Below are 17,437 nucleotides of genomic sequence, written 5' to 3' on the forward strand. Positions count from 1 at the left end.
TTCTTTCATCAGATAAACCGGCAGCCGTTTTCTGTCAGCGCGTTCGATACCTCCTGGAATTTTTCCTCTTTAACCAGTAAATAATCTGTATCATACGTCGCAATCACAAGAACGCCAGTTTTCTGATCCGCTATAATTTTCGTCAGAAACGCGATCATTCCGTACTTTTCAAAAGCCGCGTCTTCCGCAATCCGAAAACATTTCCATCCATTTTCCACAATTGTCACGTTTTGCGGCACCGCACTGGTCCGGCAGATTAAAGATAACTCACTGTCCGTACTCGCCGTAAAGGTGTATTCCTGTCTCAGTATCTCTCCGCTGATATCCTCGACCTTGCAGATCGAAAATTCATAAGGAATCATCTGTAAAACCATTGTGATAGACCTCCATCTTATATTCAAATTTTCTCATGTTCAAAACACGTTTCTGCTCTGCAGAAGTTCCTTCAGAACCACCATCTCACCGGCCGTCACCGTCACGCCTTTTCCATACGCTGTATGGTCCTCGTTCCACGTTCTGATATCGTAGACGGGTTCCCGATCATCCCAGCTGATATAATTCAGTTCTTTTGTCCAGCCGTTATTAGGCATAGAGATGGGACCAATCTGCTTATAAATGTCAAACTTTTTCAATCCATTTTCCTCCTTTGCCATTATCGCAGTGCCTCCCTCCGTTTATACCGTAAGTACTTCGTATCGGTCTCCCTCATACAGTCAACAATCCTGACGGCCACCACGTACCCCCGCAAATGTTGAACCGCACCATTTTAGCATACTGCGTGATGCTTCAAACTTTTATTACGTTAAGTATATCACAAGCGAGACCATTTTGTGCAAGTTAATTTACTGCTTTATCAGAGAAGGCACTGCCAGACAATTTCATTGGGTTCACAGAAAATCTGCAAACAGGCAATGAAGACTGGACAAAAATCGGTTATAGATTCCTGGCCCATCTGCATTGCCTGCTTAAGTATTGATAATGTCTCTTTCTATGTCAATAAAACGAATAGAGTTACTGAATATGCGCCTCTCAATACACCCCCAAAAACCGAATCACCGGAGCGACCCGGCTCTCCAGAATCTCCACCCGAATTTCATTCGTTGTCACAGGCTCAAACACCGCGTTCTTCCGCCAGCCAACCGTCTTCCCCTCGCAGAGCACCTGACGCTCTTCGCCGCAGCCGCTGGTTATCCGGTATTTTTCAATTCTCTGGCTGAACCGGATGTCCTCCCTGATCACCACCATAGATACTTTAACCGGCTTCTCCCAGGTCAGACGGATCTCACAGCTTCGGATACCATCGGGAGTCTTATAACTTCCCTCTGCATCTGTCCGAAGATTTGCCGCGTCGTGACCTGGCTCAGACCCGGTGGCAGTCATCTCCGCTTCCTCCACCAGATTATGGGCTTCGCGCCGTCTTAAATACGCCCCCAGTTCTCTCAGCCTCTCGGCGTCGCGATCATGGATCAGCCCCTCTTTCGTCGGCGGGACGTTCAGCAGCATCGTGCTGTTACCGCCCACGGAGCGGTCGTAGATGGATACCAGATTCTCCAGGCTCCTGACCCGATCGTCCTCGGACTCATGATAGAACCAGCCCGGTCTTATGGAGAAATTCACCTCGGTGGGATACCAGACCAGATCGTTTTCTCCCTCCAACACCATTCGACTTCCAAGATCCTGGTCACTGCTTGAAAGGGTTCTCTGTCGAAACTCCGTCTCATCACTCTGCTGGCTGTTTTCCCTGATTTTTTCCGTGTCCCGGAGACGTCTGGGCACCACGCTCCACTCCTGCTCCCTGGTATCTCCGGCTTCATTGCCGCACCAGCGGACATCGGGGCCGCAGACGGAGATACAGGCTTCCGGCTGCAGACGTCTGATTACCTCATAGTACCGCTCCCAGTCGTAGCTCTGCACGTTTCCATCAGGCCCCTCGCCACAGGCGCCGTCAAACCAGACACAGAATATATCCCCGTATCCTGTCAGCAGCTCCGTCAGCTGTCCCACAAAGAAATCGTCGTACTGCGTTCCTTTTCCATAGCATGGTTCGTGACGGTCCCAGGGCGATAAATAGATGCCAAACTTTAAATTGTATTTCCGAAGGGCCTCCGATACCTCCCGCACCACGTCGCCGTTTCCGCCCCGAAAGGGACTGGCGGCTACCGTATGAGCCGTATACCGGCTAGGCCAGAGACAGAAGCCATCGTGGTGCTTGCAGGTGAGAATCGCGCCTCTCATACCGGAAGCCGCCAGAGTCTCCGCCCACTGCTCCGCATCAAAATGCTCCGGACAAAAAACAGAGGGGGATTCTGTGCCATCCCCCCACTCCCTGTCCGTAAAAGTATTTACGGTAAAATGGAGAAAACCGTAAAATTCCAGCTTCTGGTGACGCATCTGCCGCTCGGAAGGCACCACCCGGACCAGCTTTTTTTCCTGATCACTGATTACCAATATCGTTCCCAATCCTTTCTCATCCTCATAAGGGCTTCCATATAGAAGTAGTCCCCCCACAGGTTGAATTCATCCACACCCGACTGATTGACCCCGTTCTCCTTCGACCGTTTCGCATACGTTCCGTGAAGCAGAATTCCGGCTCCCGGCGCGCCATCTCTCAAAAGACAGCGGTCCGTCAATGCCTTCATCAGCTTGGATGCCATGGAAATGAGCAGGCCTGCCTTTTCCTGCTCCACATAGCGGGCCATTTCCAGGAGGCCGCAGGCGGCGATGGCCGCGGCGGAGGAATCCCTCGGTTCCGGGCTTCCGTCATTAAAATCAAAATCCCAGTAAGGGATCAGATCAGACGGCAGATTCTCCATAAAACAGGCAGTCACGCCGTCAAAGAGGCGCATATACTCCGGGTCGTGGAAATAGCCGTAGCTCAGGGCGGATCCATAGATTCCCCACGCCTGGCCCCTGGCCCAGATGGACCCATTGCGGTTGCCCTGCTGAGTGATTCCCTTCACGGGAGCACCCGTCTCCGGATCAAAGTAATAGGTGTGATACGTGGAGTAATCGTCTCTCACCACATGGGCCATAGCGGTCCTGATATGGCACTCCGCCTTCTCCCGGTAAATGGGATTGCCGGTTACTTCTGATGCCCAGAACAGAAGGGGCATATTGAGCAGACAGTCGATAATCAAGCGGTATTCTTTTGGATCGCCTGCCATCCCCCACGCCTGGAAGAAACCGCCTTTCTCCTGAAATCTTCCCATTAGGTTGTCGGCCGCGGCCAGAGCCGTCCGTTTCGCCTGTTCTATGGCGGCGTCATTCATCACGCTTTCGTGCTGCTCCTCTCCCATGGCTCCTTCTCTCTTTAAGAGACGCCATGCCGCCACGCACGACGGGCTGAACAGGAACCCCATATCATGATGGTCCACCACCACCCGTTCCTTCATACGCCGTTCAAAGTCTGCCACCGAGGCCAGGGCTTCCCGCTTAAAAGCGGGGTCCCCCGTCTCCTCGTAAGAGAGCCACATCTCTCCGGTCCAGAACCCGTCGGTCCAGTCGTCATTGGCCGTCTTCGGATAGATTCCATCCACACTGGCTGCCGCCGGAACGGTGCTGCCAAAGTATGCCATGTTCCTTTTTACAGTTTCCACACAGACGGCAAAGGCTTCATCCACTTCCCGGGCCGTCATCTCCGGCGCTTCCGCCAGCCGGTTCGTCCTTTCATACCGCTTATTTTCCATATTTTTTCTCCATATCTCCGCTTACGTCTTCTGGCTCAGATTTCTGGCTCAGATTTCAGACTCAGATTTCTGGCTCTGGCTTCTTGCTTCCAGCTTAAGCTTCAAACCACAGAATATCGTTAGCCTTTAAGCTCATGGCCTCAGCCTTTCCCTCTCCGTTGTAGATGACCGTCTCCTGCGGCTCATACGTATTGTTTACAACGCAGTATTTGCCCGTAGCCGGATAATAGTTTACTTCCACATTGAAGTTGTCGCTGTACCATCTCTTCATCTCCTGCTCCCTGCCGGCCGCCCAGAAAATGGCGCGGTACAGCATTCTGGAATTCTCGAAGGAATACGGAATACCGCTTATATATACGCTTCTTCCCTTTCCAAACTCGTGAACCGCCATCTGAACATCCTGACCGGTGCTGCGTAAGATCTTCGTACCGGGAAGCGCATAAATGTTCTTCATTCCCTCACCGAACCGGATTTCCTCCGCGCTGTCCTCAGTAATGAAATGGCTGTGCGTCTCCCAGTTATATTTGTCAGAAGAAAGGCTGAAGCCCACTTCCTTATCCACGCCCAGGACGCCTGCCAGTGCAAAGTAGCGCCCCTCATTCTGACAGGCAGTCGGCTCGCCAACACCGATGAGGCCGCCGCCTTCCGCCACAAATTCCTTCACCGCGCAGGAAACTGCCGGGTTCAGCCAGTAACCGCCGCCGCTCGGGGCCGTGTATGCGTCGCCTGCATTGATCAAAACGCTGCATTTCTTTAAGACAGACGGATTTTCAATCACATCGTCAAAGCTGATGAAGGCGACGTCAAAGGGCATGCCGCTTAAGGCTTCCAGCACGCCGGCGTAGGAATACGTCTGCTTGTAATCGATGGCGTGAGCAACCATATGGGTGCCCCAGGACCGAAGCTTTCCCCAGCTGTTTAATACACCCACGGTGAAATGATTGTAAGGAGTCTGTCCTCCCACATTCTCATAGAGAAGGCGGAACTCATCACATATTTCCTCGATATACTGGATAAAATCCGGAAACTGAAGAGCCAGCTTTAAGTAGCCGCCGTAACCGATCCGGTCGATCGGCTTGCGCAGGATGGCACGTCTCGCAGTCACCCAGTTGACCTTCGCCTCCCTGATCGGATCGCCGCCCTCATGGAACACATCCGGGAAGAAATACGGCAGGAATCTGCCTTCCGTATACTTCACCCCCGGAATATCGGAGATGAGGCGAAGGGTGGTTCCATTTCCTACGGAGCCTACCACCGCGTCTAATCCCACTTCCTTAAAATACTCGCCGAACGGTTCGGTGCCGATCCAGTGATCGCCCAGGAACATCATAGCTTCCCTGCCGTTTTCGTGGCAGATATCCACCAGGACCTTCATCAGCTTCGCAACCTCACGCTGCTGAAACCTCTGAAAATCCTTAAACTCCTTAGACGGAACGCGGTTCGTATTGTTGTGATAGCCCTGGTCGATGATATACTCCGGACGAAAGCGATAACCTGCTTCCCTCTCAAACTGCTCCAGAATAAAAGGGCTTACGCTGGCGCTGTATCCGAACCAATCCACATACTTTTCTTTTGCATACTCATTGAATACCAGGGTAAACTGGTGGAAAAAGGTAGTAAAGCGGACCACATCCGTATCCGGGTTTTCCACCATCCATTTTTTCAGCTTATCGATGACGTGCTGCTGCGTCTTCGGCTGCCTCACGTCAAACGTGATCTGGTGCTCTACATTTTCCCAGCTGTTGGTAATGAAATTATACATATGTACCGGGTCCCAGATGATAAAGGCCAGGAAGCTGACCGTATAGTCATGATAACGGTCCGCCTGTGCCAGAATGACCTCCCGGGTCTCCTCCTCATAGCTCCACAGGTCCGGCGCCACGACCGCTCCGGTCGTGCGGTCAACAACCTCCCACCAGCGTTTGATATCGTCGATGGTGTTGGGCTTCAGCTGCTGATCGTATAAGTGCTTCATAACCGGAATACGCAGTTCTCCCTCTTCCATTGCCGTGTAGAACTCCGTCATCAGATACATTTGCTGTACTTCATCCGGATTAGCCTCTGCCCACGCATTGTCTTTTCTCGTTGTGTAGTAGGTGGAGTAGATTTTTACCGGCATGGACTTTAATTCATCCGGCATATTGGTACCGTCGCAGTCGCGGAGAGCGTCGGCTCCCCAGCGCTTAACAATTTCCTTAGTCTCTTCAATCATATCCACATCGGTGGGTACGGTTACCCGTCCATATTTATCACTCATTGCTGCTTCTCCTCAAAATTAGTCGTTGTCTTAAGTCGGATGGCGTTTTACAGTACACGCATGTCATACCTGCGAAGCACCGGTTCTTTTCCGTTCAGCTCATACGCATTGGAATCGGCATGAAGTCCTCTTCCGTCCTGGCAGGTCACCCGGATATACGTCTCACTGCCCGCGAGCGCAAAGGAGGCTTCCGTTACAGTCTCTCCCGGTTTTGCCACCTTCTTATAGCAGTTGCGGCCTTCCATCAGCACATAGATCTTTTCCACCGGACTGGTCTTTACATGAAGAACGCCGTCTTCCACATACAGTTCCTTTATCTCCGGTCCCATAGAGCTGTAAAAATTACCATTTAAGAGCGCGTCCACAATGCTGTCGTAAGTCAGTTTTTCCGCCTTAATCATGGTAAAACCACCGAAGGAATCACAGAGAGGATCTCCAAACGGAAAGCTGTTGTGATTGTCATCTGTGGAAACACAGAACAGCCGGTTGCCCAGACGCAGCATCTCGTCATAGCTCTGCGGATTATAGCCGTACAGTCCGTCGTGCTCACATCCATAGTTATAGATCTCCATGCCCCAGAAGCCGCGTAGATTCTTGTAATCGTCGTAGTTCTGCAGAGACCAGTAAGGGTGGTTGTAGCAGGCGAAGAAACCGTATTCCTTCATGTGATCGATATATCCGTTAATATAATGGTAATCACCGTAACGGCTCTCCGGAAGGAGGCTCTCTTTCTTCTCCTCCTGAAACTCCTCCGGCTTCGAATCATACAGGTTGATATGGTACGTCTTTACCCTTGAGAAATCCCCAGGCACTTTAAAGTGCTCGTTCATGTCCACCTCATAGGCGGCCAGCGCCACGAAATTATCATCCATCAGCTCTCTGTGCCACTGATATCTGCGGTGGTCCGTGTAGGCTACCACGGAATACCCCTCGTCCATATACGCTTTTTTAACCTCCTCCGGTGTCAGGCGGCCATCGGAATGGATGGTGTGACAGTGAAGGTTTGCTTTGTAGAATGTACCTGTTTCCGGGATTAAATAAGTTTTGTTTGACATTGTTTTACTCCTTCCAGGATGTGAAATTTCTAAATTCGCAGAACTTCTTTCCGGTAAGCAATCCATTTCCGGACTGTCAGGAAACAGATCACCGCCGAAACCGCCGCCATCAGAAACCAGATTACGATGGTGGCGTTCCATCCCAGGGCCACAGACAGCGCGCCGATTCCGTAAGTGGAGACGGCGCCGCCGGCGTAGACCGAGGAATTTAAAAGGCCTGATACGGAAGAGGCTCTTCCGATCACGCCAAAATACGATGGGAGCACCGCGATCAGCATGGTGTTGACCGCCATCATCGCCGTCGTCGCCAGCGCCAGCATCAGAAATGACACCGCCATGCTCCGCCCCGACGCCAGGCGCAGCACCAGTATGGCCGCCGCGCTGACCACGAAAAATGCTCCCGCTGTCCGCACCTCATTCCGAAACCAGTGAAGATTGGCAAAGGAGGCCAGATAGACCCCCAGCAGGTTAAAGACCGGAATAACCATAGTGCTTGTGATTGCCAGAATGGCGCTCAGTCCGTAAGTCTCGCTGATATAAGTCGGCACCCAGGTGGTCACGCCGTCCTTCAGCGCACCCTGGACAAAGAGAGCCATCATCAGAAACAGAAATCCAGACTGGATCAGAAGACTCTTCCAGTTTACGGCAGCTTTTGCCAAACCGCCGGGCTCACCAGAGGGCGTTTCCGCCACTTTCCCGGATTCTGCCGCATACCGCTCCACCCGCTTCATGCCTGTAATCCAGAACAGCGAGGAACCAATCAGCGCCGCGCCTGCCAGAACGAACATGGCCCTCCAGCCGGACAGCCATATCACAAGCGCCGTCAGGCCGTAGGCCGCCATCGTTCCGATGGGAACGGAGCTGTTTAAAGATACACACGCCTTCATCCTCGTTTCCGTCTTATAATACTCATACATCAGCCGGATCATGGGCGACCAGATAAATGCCTGGAACAGGCCATTTACGCACCAGACCGCCGTCATCACACCGGAGCCCTCCGCCATAGCCATAGCCAGGTTGCAGAGGCCGGATACCATCAGCCCCGTAAAGACCATTTTCTTCGGGGCCAGGCGGTCGCCTAAGAAGCCGCTGACAAACTGCCCCGCTCCATAGGCGATAAAGAACGCCGTTCCGATCATCCCTGCCTGACCTTTCGAAAATCCTTCCGTAGTGATGATCTCCGTCAGACCGGCCGAATAATTCAGCCTGCCGATATACGTGGAAAAGTATGCGATCCAGCACAGCCGGAACAGAAGCTTTTCCATCCTGGCTACCCTTTAACCGCGGAGGAATTGACGCCCTCCACGAAGTATTTCTGCGAGAACAGGAACAGCACCAGCACAGGCATCAGGACCAGCGTCGCAGCGGACATCTGAAGCGCTGGATCCGTCACCGTGCCTTCCGTAAACAGCTTAATACCAACAGACAGCATCTGCTTCTCCAGGCTGGAGATGAAGATGTAAGGCCCCATATAGTCGTTCCAGGACCACACGAACGTAAACAGAATCAGCGTCACGATCGATGGCTTCGCCAGCGGCAGAATGATCCTCGAATAGATCTGGAAATGGTTGCATCCGTCTATGCGGGCCGCCTCGCTGATCTCCTCCGGAATGCCGATAAATGCCTGACGCATCATGAATACAAAGTAGATATCGAAGGTAGCCGGCAGCACCAGAGACCACATGGTATCCAGGATGTGGATCTGCTTAAATATAACATACCTCGGAATCAGCATAATGTCACTAGGAATCATCAAAGAAGTCAGAAGAACCAGGAAAATTCCGTCCCTTCCCTTGAAATTGATCTTGGAAAATGCGTAAGCCGTGATAGAAACCACGAAAACCTTGATAACAATGGTGGTAACCGTCATCACGATGGTATTGACATACCACTGCCCAAAATCATAGTATGGGTCACCGAACAAGTCCGAATAGTTGGAGAAAATGATCTGATCGGGAATCAGCTGAAGCGGCTTCGTGAGCACGTCACCTGAAATCTTGAAGGATGATGACACCATGAATAAAAACGGGTAGATGCAGACAAGGCCGATGGCAATCAGAACAATTGTCCAGCCCCATGACATCTTTTTATCTTTCTTAAGCATAGCTCTTCCTCCTTAATAGTTGACCCATTTTTGCTGTCCGCGCCACTGAATCAGAGTGATGATTAAGACGATGATAAACATCACGAGAGCCTGTGCACTGGCATAGCCTGTCTGGTAGTTGGTGAATGCGGTTCTGATAATATTGATGGACATAACCGTGGTTGCCTGTCCCGGACCGCCTCCGGTCAAAGCCTGAATGGTGGTAAAGTTCTGCAGGGATGTGATCACAGAACTGATCATTAAGAAAAATGTAGTCGGGGAAATCATCGGGATCACAATATTCTTAATTCTCTGCCATTTGCTGGCACCGTCGATCTGGGCGGCTTCCAGAAGATCCGCGGAGACGTTCTGAAGCGCCGCCAGATACGTTATGAAGTTAAGGCCAATGCCTTTCCACACGGCGATACACACTACCGTCGGAAGTGCGGTATTTAAGCCGTACAACAGATACGGCGGATTCTCGCTGCCGAGAGCCGAAAGGATGTACACTACCGGACCGTCAGGACCGAGCAGCAGCTTGAATACGACGGCTACTGCCACCATATTGGATACGTAGGGAAGAAAGAACATGGAACGGACCAGGTTTTTGCAGTGGATTCCCTTGTTTACCATATAGGCGATGAAAAAGCCGCATACCATGATTAACGGCACATACATCAGGGAGTAAAGGCCGGTGCGTCCCAGGGCCTTCATGGTATCCACATCCGTAAACATACGGATAAAGTTATTGATACCGACAAAGGACGCGTCCTCCAGCTTGCTGATATAGCGGACATTGGTGAAACCAAGAACCACTGCGATCAAAAACGGCAGCCCCTGGAAAATAACGTAGCCGATCAGATACGGAGCGATAAAAAGAGCCCCTGTAAAATTCTCCTTTTTCTGAGCAATGGAGGTTTTCACTTTTATTTTTGTATTACTTTTCATAAACACACCTCTTTTTCGTGTAAATGCAGTTGACTGAACATACAATAAGTCAAATTGGGCACAAAAAGGGCAGCCCCTAAGGTTTCCCGAATGGACTGCCCGTCAGGTCAGACTATATTACTGCTTATCTTCTTCGATTGCTCTGTTTGCCTTATCCTGAATCTTGGTTACTGCGTCATCGATGCTTTCCGCACCCTGGCCGTAAAGCTGGCCCTCTTCGATGATTGCCTGAGAAATAGCTGCGTCGCCGTCGCCAATGATTTTTTCAGAAAGTGCCTTGCGGCTGCTGTCAAACCATGCGGTCTTGAAGTCTTCCACAGTGAGACCGTCAAACTCAAATGGCTTCGCCAGAGAGTTCTCAACGTACTCATTGATCTCTTCGTCTGTTAAGTCGATTCTTGCAGGTACACGGCCCATGCCCAGTGTGTACTGGTTCTCAGCCATGCAGGCTGCTGCTGCGAATGCTGCGTCCTTGTTCTTGCTGGTAGTCGGCACTGCGTAGCATCCCGGTACCGTCAGAGTAGACGGATCGGTTCCCTCCGGATAAGGCATCGGAAGCAGACCGACTTTCCAGTCTCTCGGGTACTTGTCAAACTGATTTAAGATGGAAGTTACCCAGCCGCCGCACATGAACATACCGTACTTGCCAGTGGTTGCAAATGCGTTCCACGGTGTGTTGGAAGCCTTGAATTCCAGAATAGAAGGCTGAATCTTCTCTGTATTGCCTAAGCCGTAATAGAACTCCAGGCTCTCTTTAAATAACGGATCGTCGAAGTTTCCTGTGCCGTCGGCCTTGTATGGCTCCCAGCCCTTCTGTAATGCATACATGTAGTTGTAGCAGTCATAGTCCAGCATTAAGGATCCGTATATACCCTTGGAGCTGTCTGTCAGCTTCTTCGCTGTCTCGATGTATTTTTCCCATGTCCAGCCGTCTGCAGTCGGGTAGTCAACACCGGCATCGTCGAAGATCTGCTTATTATATAAGGTGATCCAGATATCGGAGAATGCAGGAAGACCGTATACGTCTCCGCCAAATTCCGGAACGTAGTCGCCAAAGGTTCCGGCGATATCGTAGCCTGCCTTCTCAGCAAGCGCGTTCATCGGCTCTAAGACTCCTGCGTTGTAGAACGCCTTTAAGCCTGGCTTTGTGTTGTAGATCAAGTCGATCTCATCACCAGCCATCAGGCTGACCAGAGTCTTATCCACTTCACCGGATTTCGCACTGGGAATCACATAGAACTCAATGTTGATACCGGTTTTTTCCTTAACCAGTTCGATTAACTTCTGGTTCTCTTCTCCGGTACTGGCTGTCTGTGTGGTCGCATACTTTAAGGTCACACCATCGAATGGCTTGTCGGAAGCAGCCGCCCCCTCTGTTGTCTCGCCTTCTGCTGACGTCTCACCGCCTGCTTTTGTGGCGGTTTCTGCTGCCGCTGTTGTGGCTGTATCCGCCGGTTCTGCCTTCTTTGAAGAGCAGCCGGCCAGCGACCCTGCTGCCATTGCCGCGCAGAGCGACAGGGAAACAACACGTTTTATACTTTTTTTCATTATGGTAATTCCTCCCAGCTAATTTATTTGATGTACTAATTGTAGCGTGAAACCAGCCCCGAATCCATAGTTGGAATTTTACCTTTATTGGTTATTCTTGTCCTTTACCAATATTTTTGGAACCGTAATCATTACGATCGTTCCGGCTCCCTGCTTGCTCAAAACCTGCACGCTGTTCTTGTATCCGGTATAGATGGCGATTCGCTCCTTCACACTGTAAAGGCCGATTCCGGTCCCCTTTCGTCTCCGTTTCCCCGGCTCCGTCTCGCATCTCACCGCCCCCGCCTCAATCTGGCGGCGCACCTCCTTTAACTGACTCCTCGCCATGCCGCATCCGTTATCCGCCACGCGGAACCGGATCACCTCCGCCTCCTCCCGGATATCGAGCCGGATCTTCAGCACCCGGTCGATCCCTTCCATGCCGTACATAAAGCAGTTTTCTACCACCGGCTGCAGCGTCAGCTTGATCATGGCATAGTTATACAGTTGATCGTAATCAACCGTGCTGTCGAATTCAATCCGTTCCTTATAGCGGTTCTTCTGGATATTTACATAGGCCATGACGTGTTCCACCTCCTGCCGGATGGGGACGATCGTCTCCCCGTTTCCGATGGACAGCCGGTACAGCCGCCCCAGCGCCGCCGCGATCCGTCCGATATCAGGGCGTCCCACCTCATTTGACTTCCAGACGATATTTTCCAGTGTGTTATAAAGGAAATGGGGATTGATCTGCCCCATGAGCACCTCCAGCTCCAGTTCCTTTTTCTTCTTCTCGCTCTCCACCTGTTCTTTTATATAGTGGTTGATCTGCACCAGCATGGCATTATAGTACATCATCATGCTCTTGATCTCCCCCTGGTACGCCTCCGGTTCCACGTAGGCCTCCAAATTGCCGTCGTAGACCTCCTTCATGGAAGCGTCCAGCACCTCCACCGGCTGAAGAAACCGCCTGGATATCCAGTTGATAATGGCGATACATGCAGTCACACAAACCACCATGGCCGCAATGATCTCTTTGAACAGACGATCGACGGGCGCGGTGGCCGCGCTTAAGGGAACCACGGTAACGATCTGCCAGTCCGCGTTATTTAACGGGCTCAAATCCGTAATATATGGCTCATCGTTATACTTAATCTGATGGCTGCCCTCCTCCGCCGCTTCTGCAAGTTCCATGATCCGCTCCGGCATCCGGCACGTCTCGACGGCATTCTGATCCGACGAAGAGACCAGGCGGCCGCTGCCATCCACGATGTAGACGGTCCCCTTCATTTCCTCGGCCGATGCCTTATAAAGCTGGTAGACCTGATTCTCCTCCAGCACAAAAAACTGGGTATAAAGCCACGTTCCGGTAAATGGATGCAGAATCCGGCGCATACACGTAATCACCTGATCTGTCCTCACATCCCCTTTTTTCGTCCTGCTGAGGAAATTACTCTGCAGGGGCTGCCACTGAAACATGGACAGTTTCGTCCGGTCCACGGCGCCCATGCCAATCATGATCCTTTTGATATCCTCTCCCTGGAAATAGGGATCCAGAAAATTATATACTTCCTTGTTATTTCCGTAGATGGCGCTGATCCGATGGCTCTTCCCCAGCGGGTCCGTCTTCAGAAAGTAGTTGTTCAGTTCATAGATATCCCGCTGCTTTTCGATGGTCGCCCTGTCGTAATCCCTGGCCAGGAAATCCTCGATCTCCGCGTCATAGGCAAATTTATCGGACACCAGCTGTACATTATACAGCAGCTCGTCTACCTGTGCAGCGATGGCGTCGGCTCTCTGGCGGATATTTCCGATTGCCTGATTCTTCATTTCCATACGCGTCTTCAAAAACAGCACGGACGCAACCACCGTAAAGGGCAGAAGCACCCCCACCACCAGATAGAAAAACAGCTGCTGTCTTAAGCCGCGGTTCATATAATGACTGAGCCGTTTCCACAAGTCTCTCATCCCGTCGTCCCTTTCGTTTCCATCAGTTGTGTAGTCCCCGGTACTCATTTGGACTCATGCCGCAGTGCTTCTTAAACACCTTAATGAAGTTAGAGGCATCGGCGTATCCGGTCATCTCTGCGATCTCGTAGATTTTTAGTGACATGTCCCGCAGCAGCAGCTTGCTGTGAGCCATCCGCTTCTGTGTGATATAATCACTGAAATTAAATCCGGTTTCTTTTTTAAATACCTTCGATATGTAAGCCGGATTTTTCCGGAAATGTTCCGCCGTGGCCTCCAGTGAGACGAGATTGGAGCAGTATTCCCGGTCCAGATACTCCCGAATGGAGGTCACCAGCATACCGGTCTTCTTCTGGCCTGCCGACAGATCCGGTGCCATGGAAGAGACGTGCTTCACCGTATTCCCGTAGATTTCTGGCAGTTTTTCCTCGCTGCCGCACAGGCCGCTAAGTCCTGCCAAAAGAGCCAGGCCGTAGATGTCGCCGATCTCTCCCTGAATCTCTTTGATGCAGCGGCCTATGGCTTCCAGTTCTTCGTCGCTGCCACCCTTCAGTGTGATAATCCCGACCACCTTTCGGTCCCGGTTTAAGAAGAAATGTTTCTCCCAGATCATCTCCCGGCTGTTGCAGTACCGGATAATCCGCTGCTTCAGCTGGTAGTGATCGTCCCTCTCCTCGTTTCCCACAGGCTGGGCATCCAACACAGCCATCATACAGCAGTCAAAATTCATGCCGGCGTCTTCCATCTCCTCCTTCCAGCCGTACTCTTCCTCTCCGCCCACATAGCCGTCCAGAAGATTACTGAGAACCCTGGCGTAGGACAGTTCTTTATTCTGCATGGCCGAAACCTTCAGCGACTCCAGTTCACGCCGTCTGATCCACTCTTCGTCCAGCTTCTCTTTCAGCCGGTGAAACAGCGTCTCAAACTCATCGATATCCGTAGGCTTTAAGAGATACTCCGTAACCTGGTTGCGAATGGCCATATTTAAATACTCCACATCGTTGTATCCGCTGAGAATAATGATCTTGATCTCTGGATTATTTTCATGGAGATACTGCATCAGCTCGATCCCGTCCATCTTCGGCATTCGAATATCAGACAGCACCACATCCGGGTGCTTTTCCCCAATAATACGCACAGCCTCTTCTCCGTTCTCCGCCTGCCCGGCCACTTCAAAGCCCCATTCATTCCACGGAATCCCCCGGGCCATCCCGCGGCGGATATCTTCTTCATCATCTACGATCAGTAACTGGTACATGGCTGTTTCCTCCTCGTCGTATTTTCATTCTGCATTTTTCATTTTCTGGGTACTTCTGTCATTTATTGTATAACGTCTTTTGCTTCCTGACAATAAAAAATGTTTTGGGCGCGAAGAAAAACGAGCATGATCTACATTTAAGTATACTCTGCTCGTTTTATCCATTCTTATTATTTGTCTTTACATCTTGATGGAGGTTTTTCAGCCTCTTTCCTACTCCCCATCGTAATAGTCAACCTCATCATCCATCTGAAACACCTTGTTCGTCCCGCTCCCCCAGATCCCGATCTTATTTGAATCCGGATAAATGACGGCTTCAATATCATTGTTGGTATCAAAATCGATATACGTCAGCATTTCCGCAGGGGAGGTATTGGTAAGCTTATGGGCGCCGCCGGCCTCTGCGGGGAAGAACAGTAAGTCTCCCGCTTCTACCGCCATCTCCCCTTCCGGCGTTTTTAACGTTCCGCTGCCGCTGATAATATAAAACGTTTCTTCATTTTTACAGTGGTAATGGTACGGACAGGCGGACTTCATCGGGGGAATGTGGTAAATATTCACCACGCACTGACTGGCCTCGCCTCTCGAAACGAATGACCTCTTATGGTACTCATACTTCGCATTGGTACATTTGTGTTCTGCCTGTAACTCATTGATTTTTGCTTTTTTAATCATACTATTTCTTCCTATACCTTGCAGCTGTCTCCTGTGCCCGTTTCTCTGCCCGTCTCTCAATATCCTGCTCATCCACCTCACTGTTCTTAAGATAGTTCTGTGCCTCTTCCTTTGAAATAGATTTAATGCCGGTAATCTGTCCAGTTGAGTCCCGCACGACTGTCAGATCAGCCGTTCCGGTCTCATCCACCCAAAACGCAGGGTACCAGCCGTCAGTTTCATCAACGAACAATCTCGCTTTCTGTCCATTATAGTACAGGGCGTTTTCATCCGCACGAAATGTTATTCCGTAAGCGCCGTAATACATATTATATTTCTTTCCGTTTTCCAGAGGCTCCGGATTGGAGTAATTGGTCTCATCTGCATAAAAAGCGTCGTAGTATTTCTGCGCTTCCTTCTCGGATATTGCGCTTATACCAGTGATTTCTCCGGCTGAACTGCGTACAGCCAACAGATTCACTGTGCCGTTTTTATCATAATAGAACGTTTCATCAGAATATGCATCATTGAAAAGCCTTATTTTCTGTCCCTTGTAGAGAAGTGATGTGCCATCATTGGAAATCGTAACGCCAAAGGAGGAATACTTCGCATAAATTGAGGGGTCGGGCACAAACTTGACTGCAATATCTTCTTTAATATAGATGAAATCATCCGGAATTCCTGCTGCGGCAGCGGAGGTAGCTAATGTACTTCCCACACCAGCCACAACAGCGCAGGCGATTACCATGGAACAAACCGTTGTCTTTTTTATCTTCATAATTGCTTCGATCCTTTCTTCAATTGCATTTTTACTGAAATGGTTGCATAACGGGGTAAGTCCGCTCTTCTTTTCCTCCATGTCAATCAGCGTAAGCGCATAGGCTGATTTCATGGTTTCTCCGAACATCCGCACGACTCGTTCATCACAGGATAGTTCCAGATCCCGATTTGCTAATGTATACATAATCCACACCAGGGGATTAAACCAATGAATACACAGTGCGGCAGTCAGTAAAAGCTTCGTCGCTCCATCAAAACGCCGGATATGCACGTACTCGTGTGCGAGGACGTATTGTAACTTTTTCGAATCTGTCCAGTCCGTTTCTGACGGCATTAATATGACAGGCCGGAAGATTCCATAGGTGAGCGGAGCCGTTATACCGCTGGTCTGACGAATTACAACGGAACGTCTGCATTTATGCTCTGCCAGCCATCGGACTGTAAATTCATTTTCCACCGGCTGGGAAGTCATGAATTCGAAGCGGCATCTGATATAAGCTATGGCAAAATACAGCGTGCATAATGCCAGTCCGACGCCCCAGATCCATCCCTTTGGCGTTACTCCCACGACCGCGGCAGTATTTTGTACAGCTGCCGGCGCGGTGGTGACCGGGATAACGGGCAGTACGTTTGCGATTGGAACGCCGCTGATCTGTTCTGCTCCCGAATACTTTGCCAGAGAGTAGACGCTGAACGGTGAGGGCCAGGTAAACGGCACCAGCAGCCGCGCCAGGACAAGCCCCCATAAGGCAAGGAACGTCTTTTTAGGCAGCCGGTTGATGGAAATCGCCCGAATGGCGGTTATAACAAAGATCATCACTGCAGCAGAAATACTCATTTGAATCAGGCTCATGCTCCATCCTCCCCCAGCTCCTCAACCATCTCTTTCAGCTTCTCCACCTGTTCCGCAGTCAAATTCCTTCTGCCCAGCAGAGATGCAAACAGCTTATCCACCGAGCCGTCGAAAACCTTATGCAGCAGTTCGTCTGTTTCCTGTGCCTGCACCTGCTCCTGTTTAATAAGCGCATGGCAGACAAAATTGGGATCGGTCCGTTCCACGGCTCCTTTTTTGATGCACCGTTTTAACAGCGTATAGGTGGTATTGACATTCCAGCCGTACCGCTCTTTCATCACATCGGCAACATGCTTTGCCATGCTGTCACCCTCTTTCCAGAGAACGTCCATAACCTTTATTTCACTGTCAACCAGTTTCATATCCAT

At 50.7% G+C, this 17,437-nt stretch carries 15 protein-coding genes; all 15 read right to left on the reverse strand.

From position 1 onward, the window contains the following. Positions 1-8: 8 nt before the first annotated feature. Complete coding sequence (locus DFR60_RS25040) at positions 9-374, reverse strand: ACT domain-containing protein (RefSeq protein ID WP_110325419.1); 366 nt, start codon at positions 372-374, stop codon at positions 9-11. A gap of 39 nt (positions 375-413) precedes the next feature. Beyond that, positions 414-653 (reverse strand): YdbC family protein, encoded by a 240-nt coding sequence (locus DFR60_RS25045; RefSeq protein ID WP_110325421.1) that lies wholly within the window; start codon positions 651-653, stop codon positions 414-416. Between the two features lie 376 nt (positions 654-1,029). Further along, positions 1,030-2,460, reverse strand: a complete 1,431-nt coding sequence (locus DFR60_RS25050; protein WP_110325423.1) for an alpha-L-fucosidase — start codon at positions 2,458-2,460, stop codon at positions 1,030-1,032. Next, positions 2,442-3,686, reverse strand: a complete 1,245-nt coding sequence (locus DFR60_RS25055; RefSeq protein ID WP_110325425.1) for a glycoside hydrolase family 88 protein — start codon at positions 3,684-3,686, stop codon at positions 2,442-2,444. The genes DFR60_RS25050 and DFR60_RS25055 overlap by 19 nt, the downstream gene beginning before the upstream one ends. A 94-nt stretch (positions 3,687-3,780) precedes the next feature. Beyond that, positions 3,781-5,943, reverse strand: coding sequence for a 1,3-beta-galactosyl-N-acetylhexosamine phosphorylase (gene gnpA / locus DFR60_RS25060; protein ID WP_110325427.1), 2,163 nt, complete (start codon positions 5,941-5,943; stop codon positions 3,781-3,783). Between the two features lie 47 nt (positions 5,944-5,990). Then, a complete protein-coding gene (locus tag DFR60_RS25065; RefSeq protein WP_110325429.1) occupies positions 5,991-6,998 on the reverse strand; it encodes a PHP domain-containing protein in 1,008 nt (335 codons plus the stop codon). A gap of 29 nt (positions 6,999-7,027) precedes the next feature. Beyond that, a complete protein-coding gene (locus DFR60_RS25070) occupies positions 7,028-8,263 on the reverse strand; it encodes an MFS transporter (RefSeq protein ID WP_110325431.1) in 1,236 nt (411 codons plus the stop codon). 5 nt (positions 8,264-8,268) lie between these two features. Further along, positions 8,269-9,102: a carbohydrate ABC transporter permease gene (locus tag DFR60_RS25075; protein ID WP_110325432.1), complete on the reverse strand. Its 834-nt coding sequence runs from the start codon at positions 9,100-9,102 to the stop codon at positions 8,269-8,271. A 12-nt stretch (positions 9,103-9,114) separates the two neighbouring features. After that, positions 9,115-10,029 (reverse strand): carbohydrate ABC transporter permease, encoded by a 915-nt coding sequence (locus DFR60_RS25080; protein ID WP_110325434.1) that lies wholly within the window; start codon positions 10,027-10,029, stop codon positions 9,115-9,117. A gap of 117 nt (positions 10,030-10,146) precedes the next feature. Then, positions 10,147-11,577: an ABC transporter substrate-binding protein gene (locus DFR60_RS25085; protein ID WP_110325436.1), complete on the reverse strand. Its 1,431-nt coding sequence runs from the start codon at positions 11,575-11,577 to the stop codon at positions 10,147-10,149. Between the two features lie 84 nt (positions 11,578-11,661). After that, positions 11,662-13,524 (reverse strand): cache domain-containing sensor histidine kinase, encoded by a 1,863-nt coding sequence (locus DFR60_RS25090; protein ID WP_110325438.1) that lies wholly within the window; start codon positions 13,522-13,524, stop codon positions 11,662-11,664. 22 nt (positions 13,525-13,546) lie between these two features. After that, on the reverse strand, positions 13,547-14,782 hold the full coding sequence (locus DFR60_RS25095; RefSeq protein ID WP_110325440.1) for a response regulator transcription factor: 1,236 nt from the start codon (positions 14,780-14,782) through the stop codon (positions 13,547-13,549). A 213-nt stretch (positions 14,783-14,995) separates the two neighbouring features. Then, on the reverse strand, positions 14,996-15,457 hold the full coding sequence (locus DFR60_RS25100) for a cupin domain-containing protein (protein WP_110325442.1): 462 nt from the start codon (positions 15,455-15,457) through the stop codon (positions 14,996-14,998). Position 15,458: 1 nt separating this feature from the next. Next, positions 15,459-17,069, reverse strand: a complete 1,611-nt coding sequence (locus DFR60_RS25105) for a M56 family metallopeptidase (protein ID WP_243005179.1) — start codon at positions 17,067-17,069, stop codon at positions 15,459-15,461. Continuing rightward, positions 17,066-17,437: a BlaI/MecI/CopY family transcriptional regulator gene (locus DFR60_RS25110; protein ID WP_002604418.1), complete on the reverse strand. Its 372-nt coding sequence runs from the start codon at positions 17,435-17,437 to the stop codon at positions 17,066-17,068. Before DFR60_RS25110 ends, DFR60_RS25105 begins: the two co-directional genes overlap by 4 nt.

It is taken from the genome of Hungatella effluvii, from assembly GCF_003201875.1.
Classification (GTDB): Bacteria; Bacillota; Clostridia; order Lachnospirales; family Lachnospiraceae; genus Hungatella; species Hungatella effluvii.

What these genes read in the sequence shown, in the direction of transcription:
- DFR60_RS25065 (WP_110325429.1), bottom strand. Translation starts at nt 6,998, where the DNA reads ATGTCAAACAAAACTTATTTAATCCCGGAAACAGGTACATTCTACAAA.
- DFR60_RS25055 (WP_110325425.1), bottom strand. Translation starts at nt 3,686, where the DNA reads ATGGAAAATAAGCGGTATGAAAGGACGAACCGGCTGGCGGAAGCGCCG.
- DFR60_RS25040 (WP_110325419.1), bottom strand. Translation starts at nt 374, where the DNA reads ATGGTTTTACAGATGATTCCTTATGAATTTTCGATCTGCAAGGTCGAG.
- DFR60_RS25085 (WP_110325436.1), bottom strand. Translation starts at nt 11,577, where the DNA reads ATGAAAAAAAGTATAAAACGTGTTGTTTCCCTGTCGCTCTGCGCGGCA.
- DFR60_RS25100 (WP_110325442.1), bottom strand. Translation starts at nt 15,457, where the DNA reads ATGATTAAAAAAGCAAAAATCAATGAGTTACAGGCAGAACACAAATGT.
- DFR60_RS25080 (WP_110325434.1), bottom strand. Translation starts at nt 10,029, where the DNA reads ATGAAAAGTAATACAAAAATAAAAGTGAAAACCTCCATTGCTCAGAAA.
- DFR60_RS25075 (WP_110325432.1), bottom strand. Translation starts at nt 9,102, where the DNA reads ATGCTTAAGAAAGATAAAAAGATGTCATGGGGCTGGACAATTGTTCTG.
- DFR60_RS25090 (WP_110325438.1), bottom strand. Translation starts at nt 13,524, where the DNA reads ATGAGAGACTTGTGGAAACGGCTCAGTCATTATATGAACCGCGGCTTA.
- DFR60_RS25045 (WP_110325421.1), bottom strand. Translation starts at nt 653, where the DNA reads ATGGCAAAGGAGGAAAATGGATTGAAAAAGTTTGACATTTATAAGCAG.
- gnpA (WP_110325427.1), bottom strand. Translation starts at nt 5,943, where the DNA reads ATGAGTGATAAATATGGACGGGTAACCGTACCCACCGATGTGGATATG.
- DFR60_RS25105 (WP_243005179.1), bottom strand. Translation starts at nt 17,069, where the DNA reads ATGAGCCTGATTCAAATGAGTATTTCTGCTGCAGTGATGATCTTTGTT.
- DFR60_RS25095 (WP_110325440.1), bottom strand. Translation starts at nt 14,782, where the DNA reads ATGTACCAGTTACTGATCGTAGATGATGAAGAAGATATCCGCCGCGGG.
- DFR60_RS25110 (WP_002604418.1), bottom strand. Translation starts at nt 17,437, where the DNA reads ATGGATATGAAACTGGTTGACAGTGAAATAAAGGTTATGGACGTTCTC.
- DFR60_RS25070 (WP_110325431.1), bottom strand. Translation starts at nt 8,263, where the DNA reads ATGGAAAAGCTTCTGTTCCGGCTGTGCTGGATCGCATACTTTTCCACG.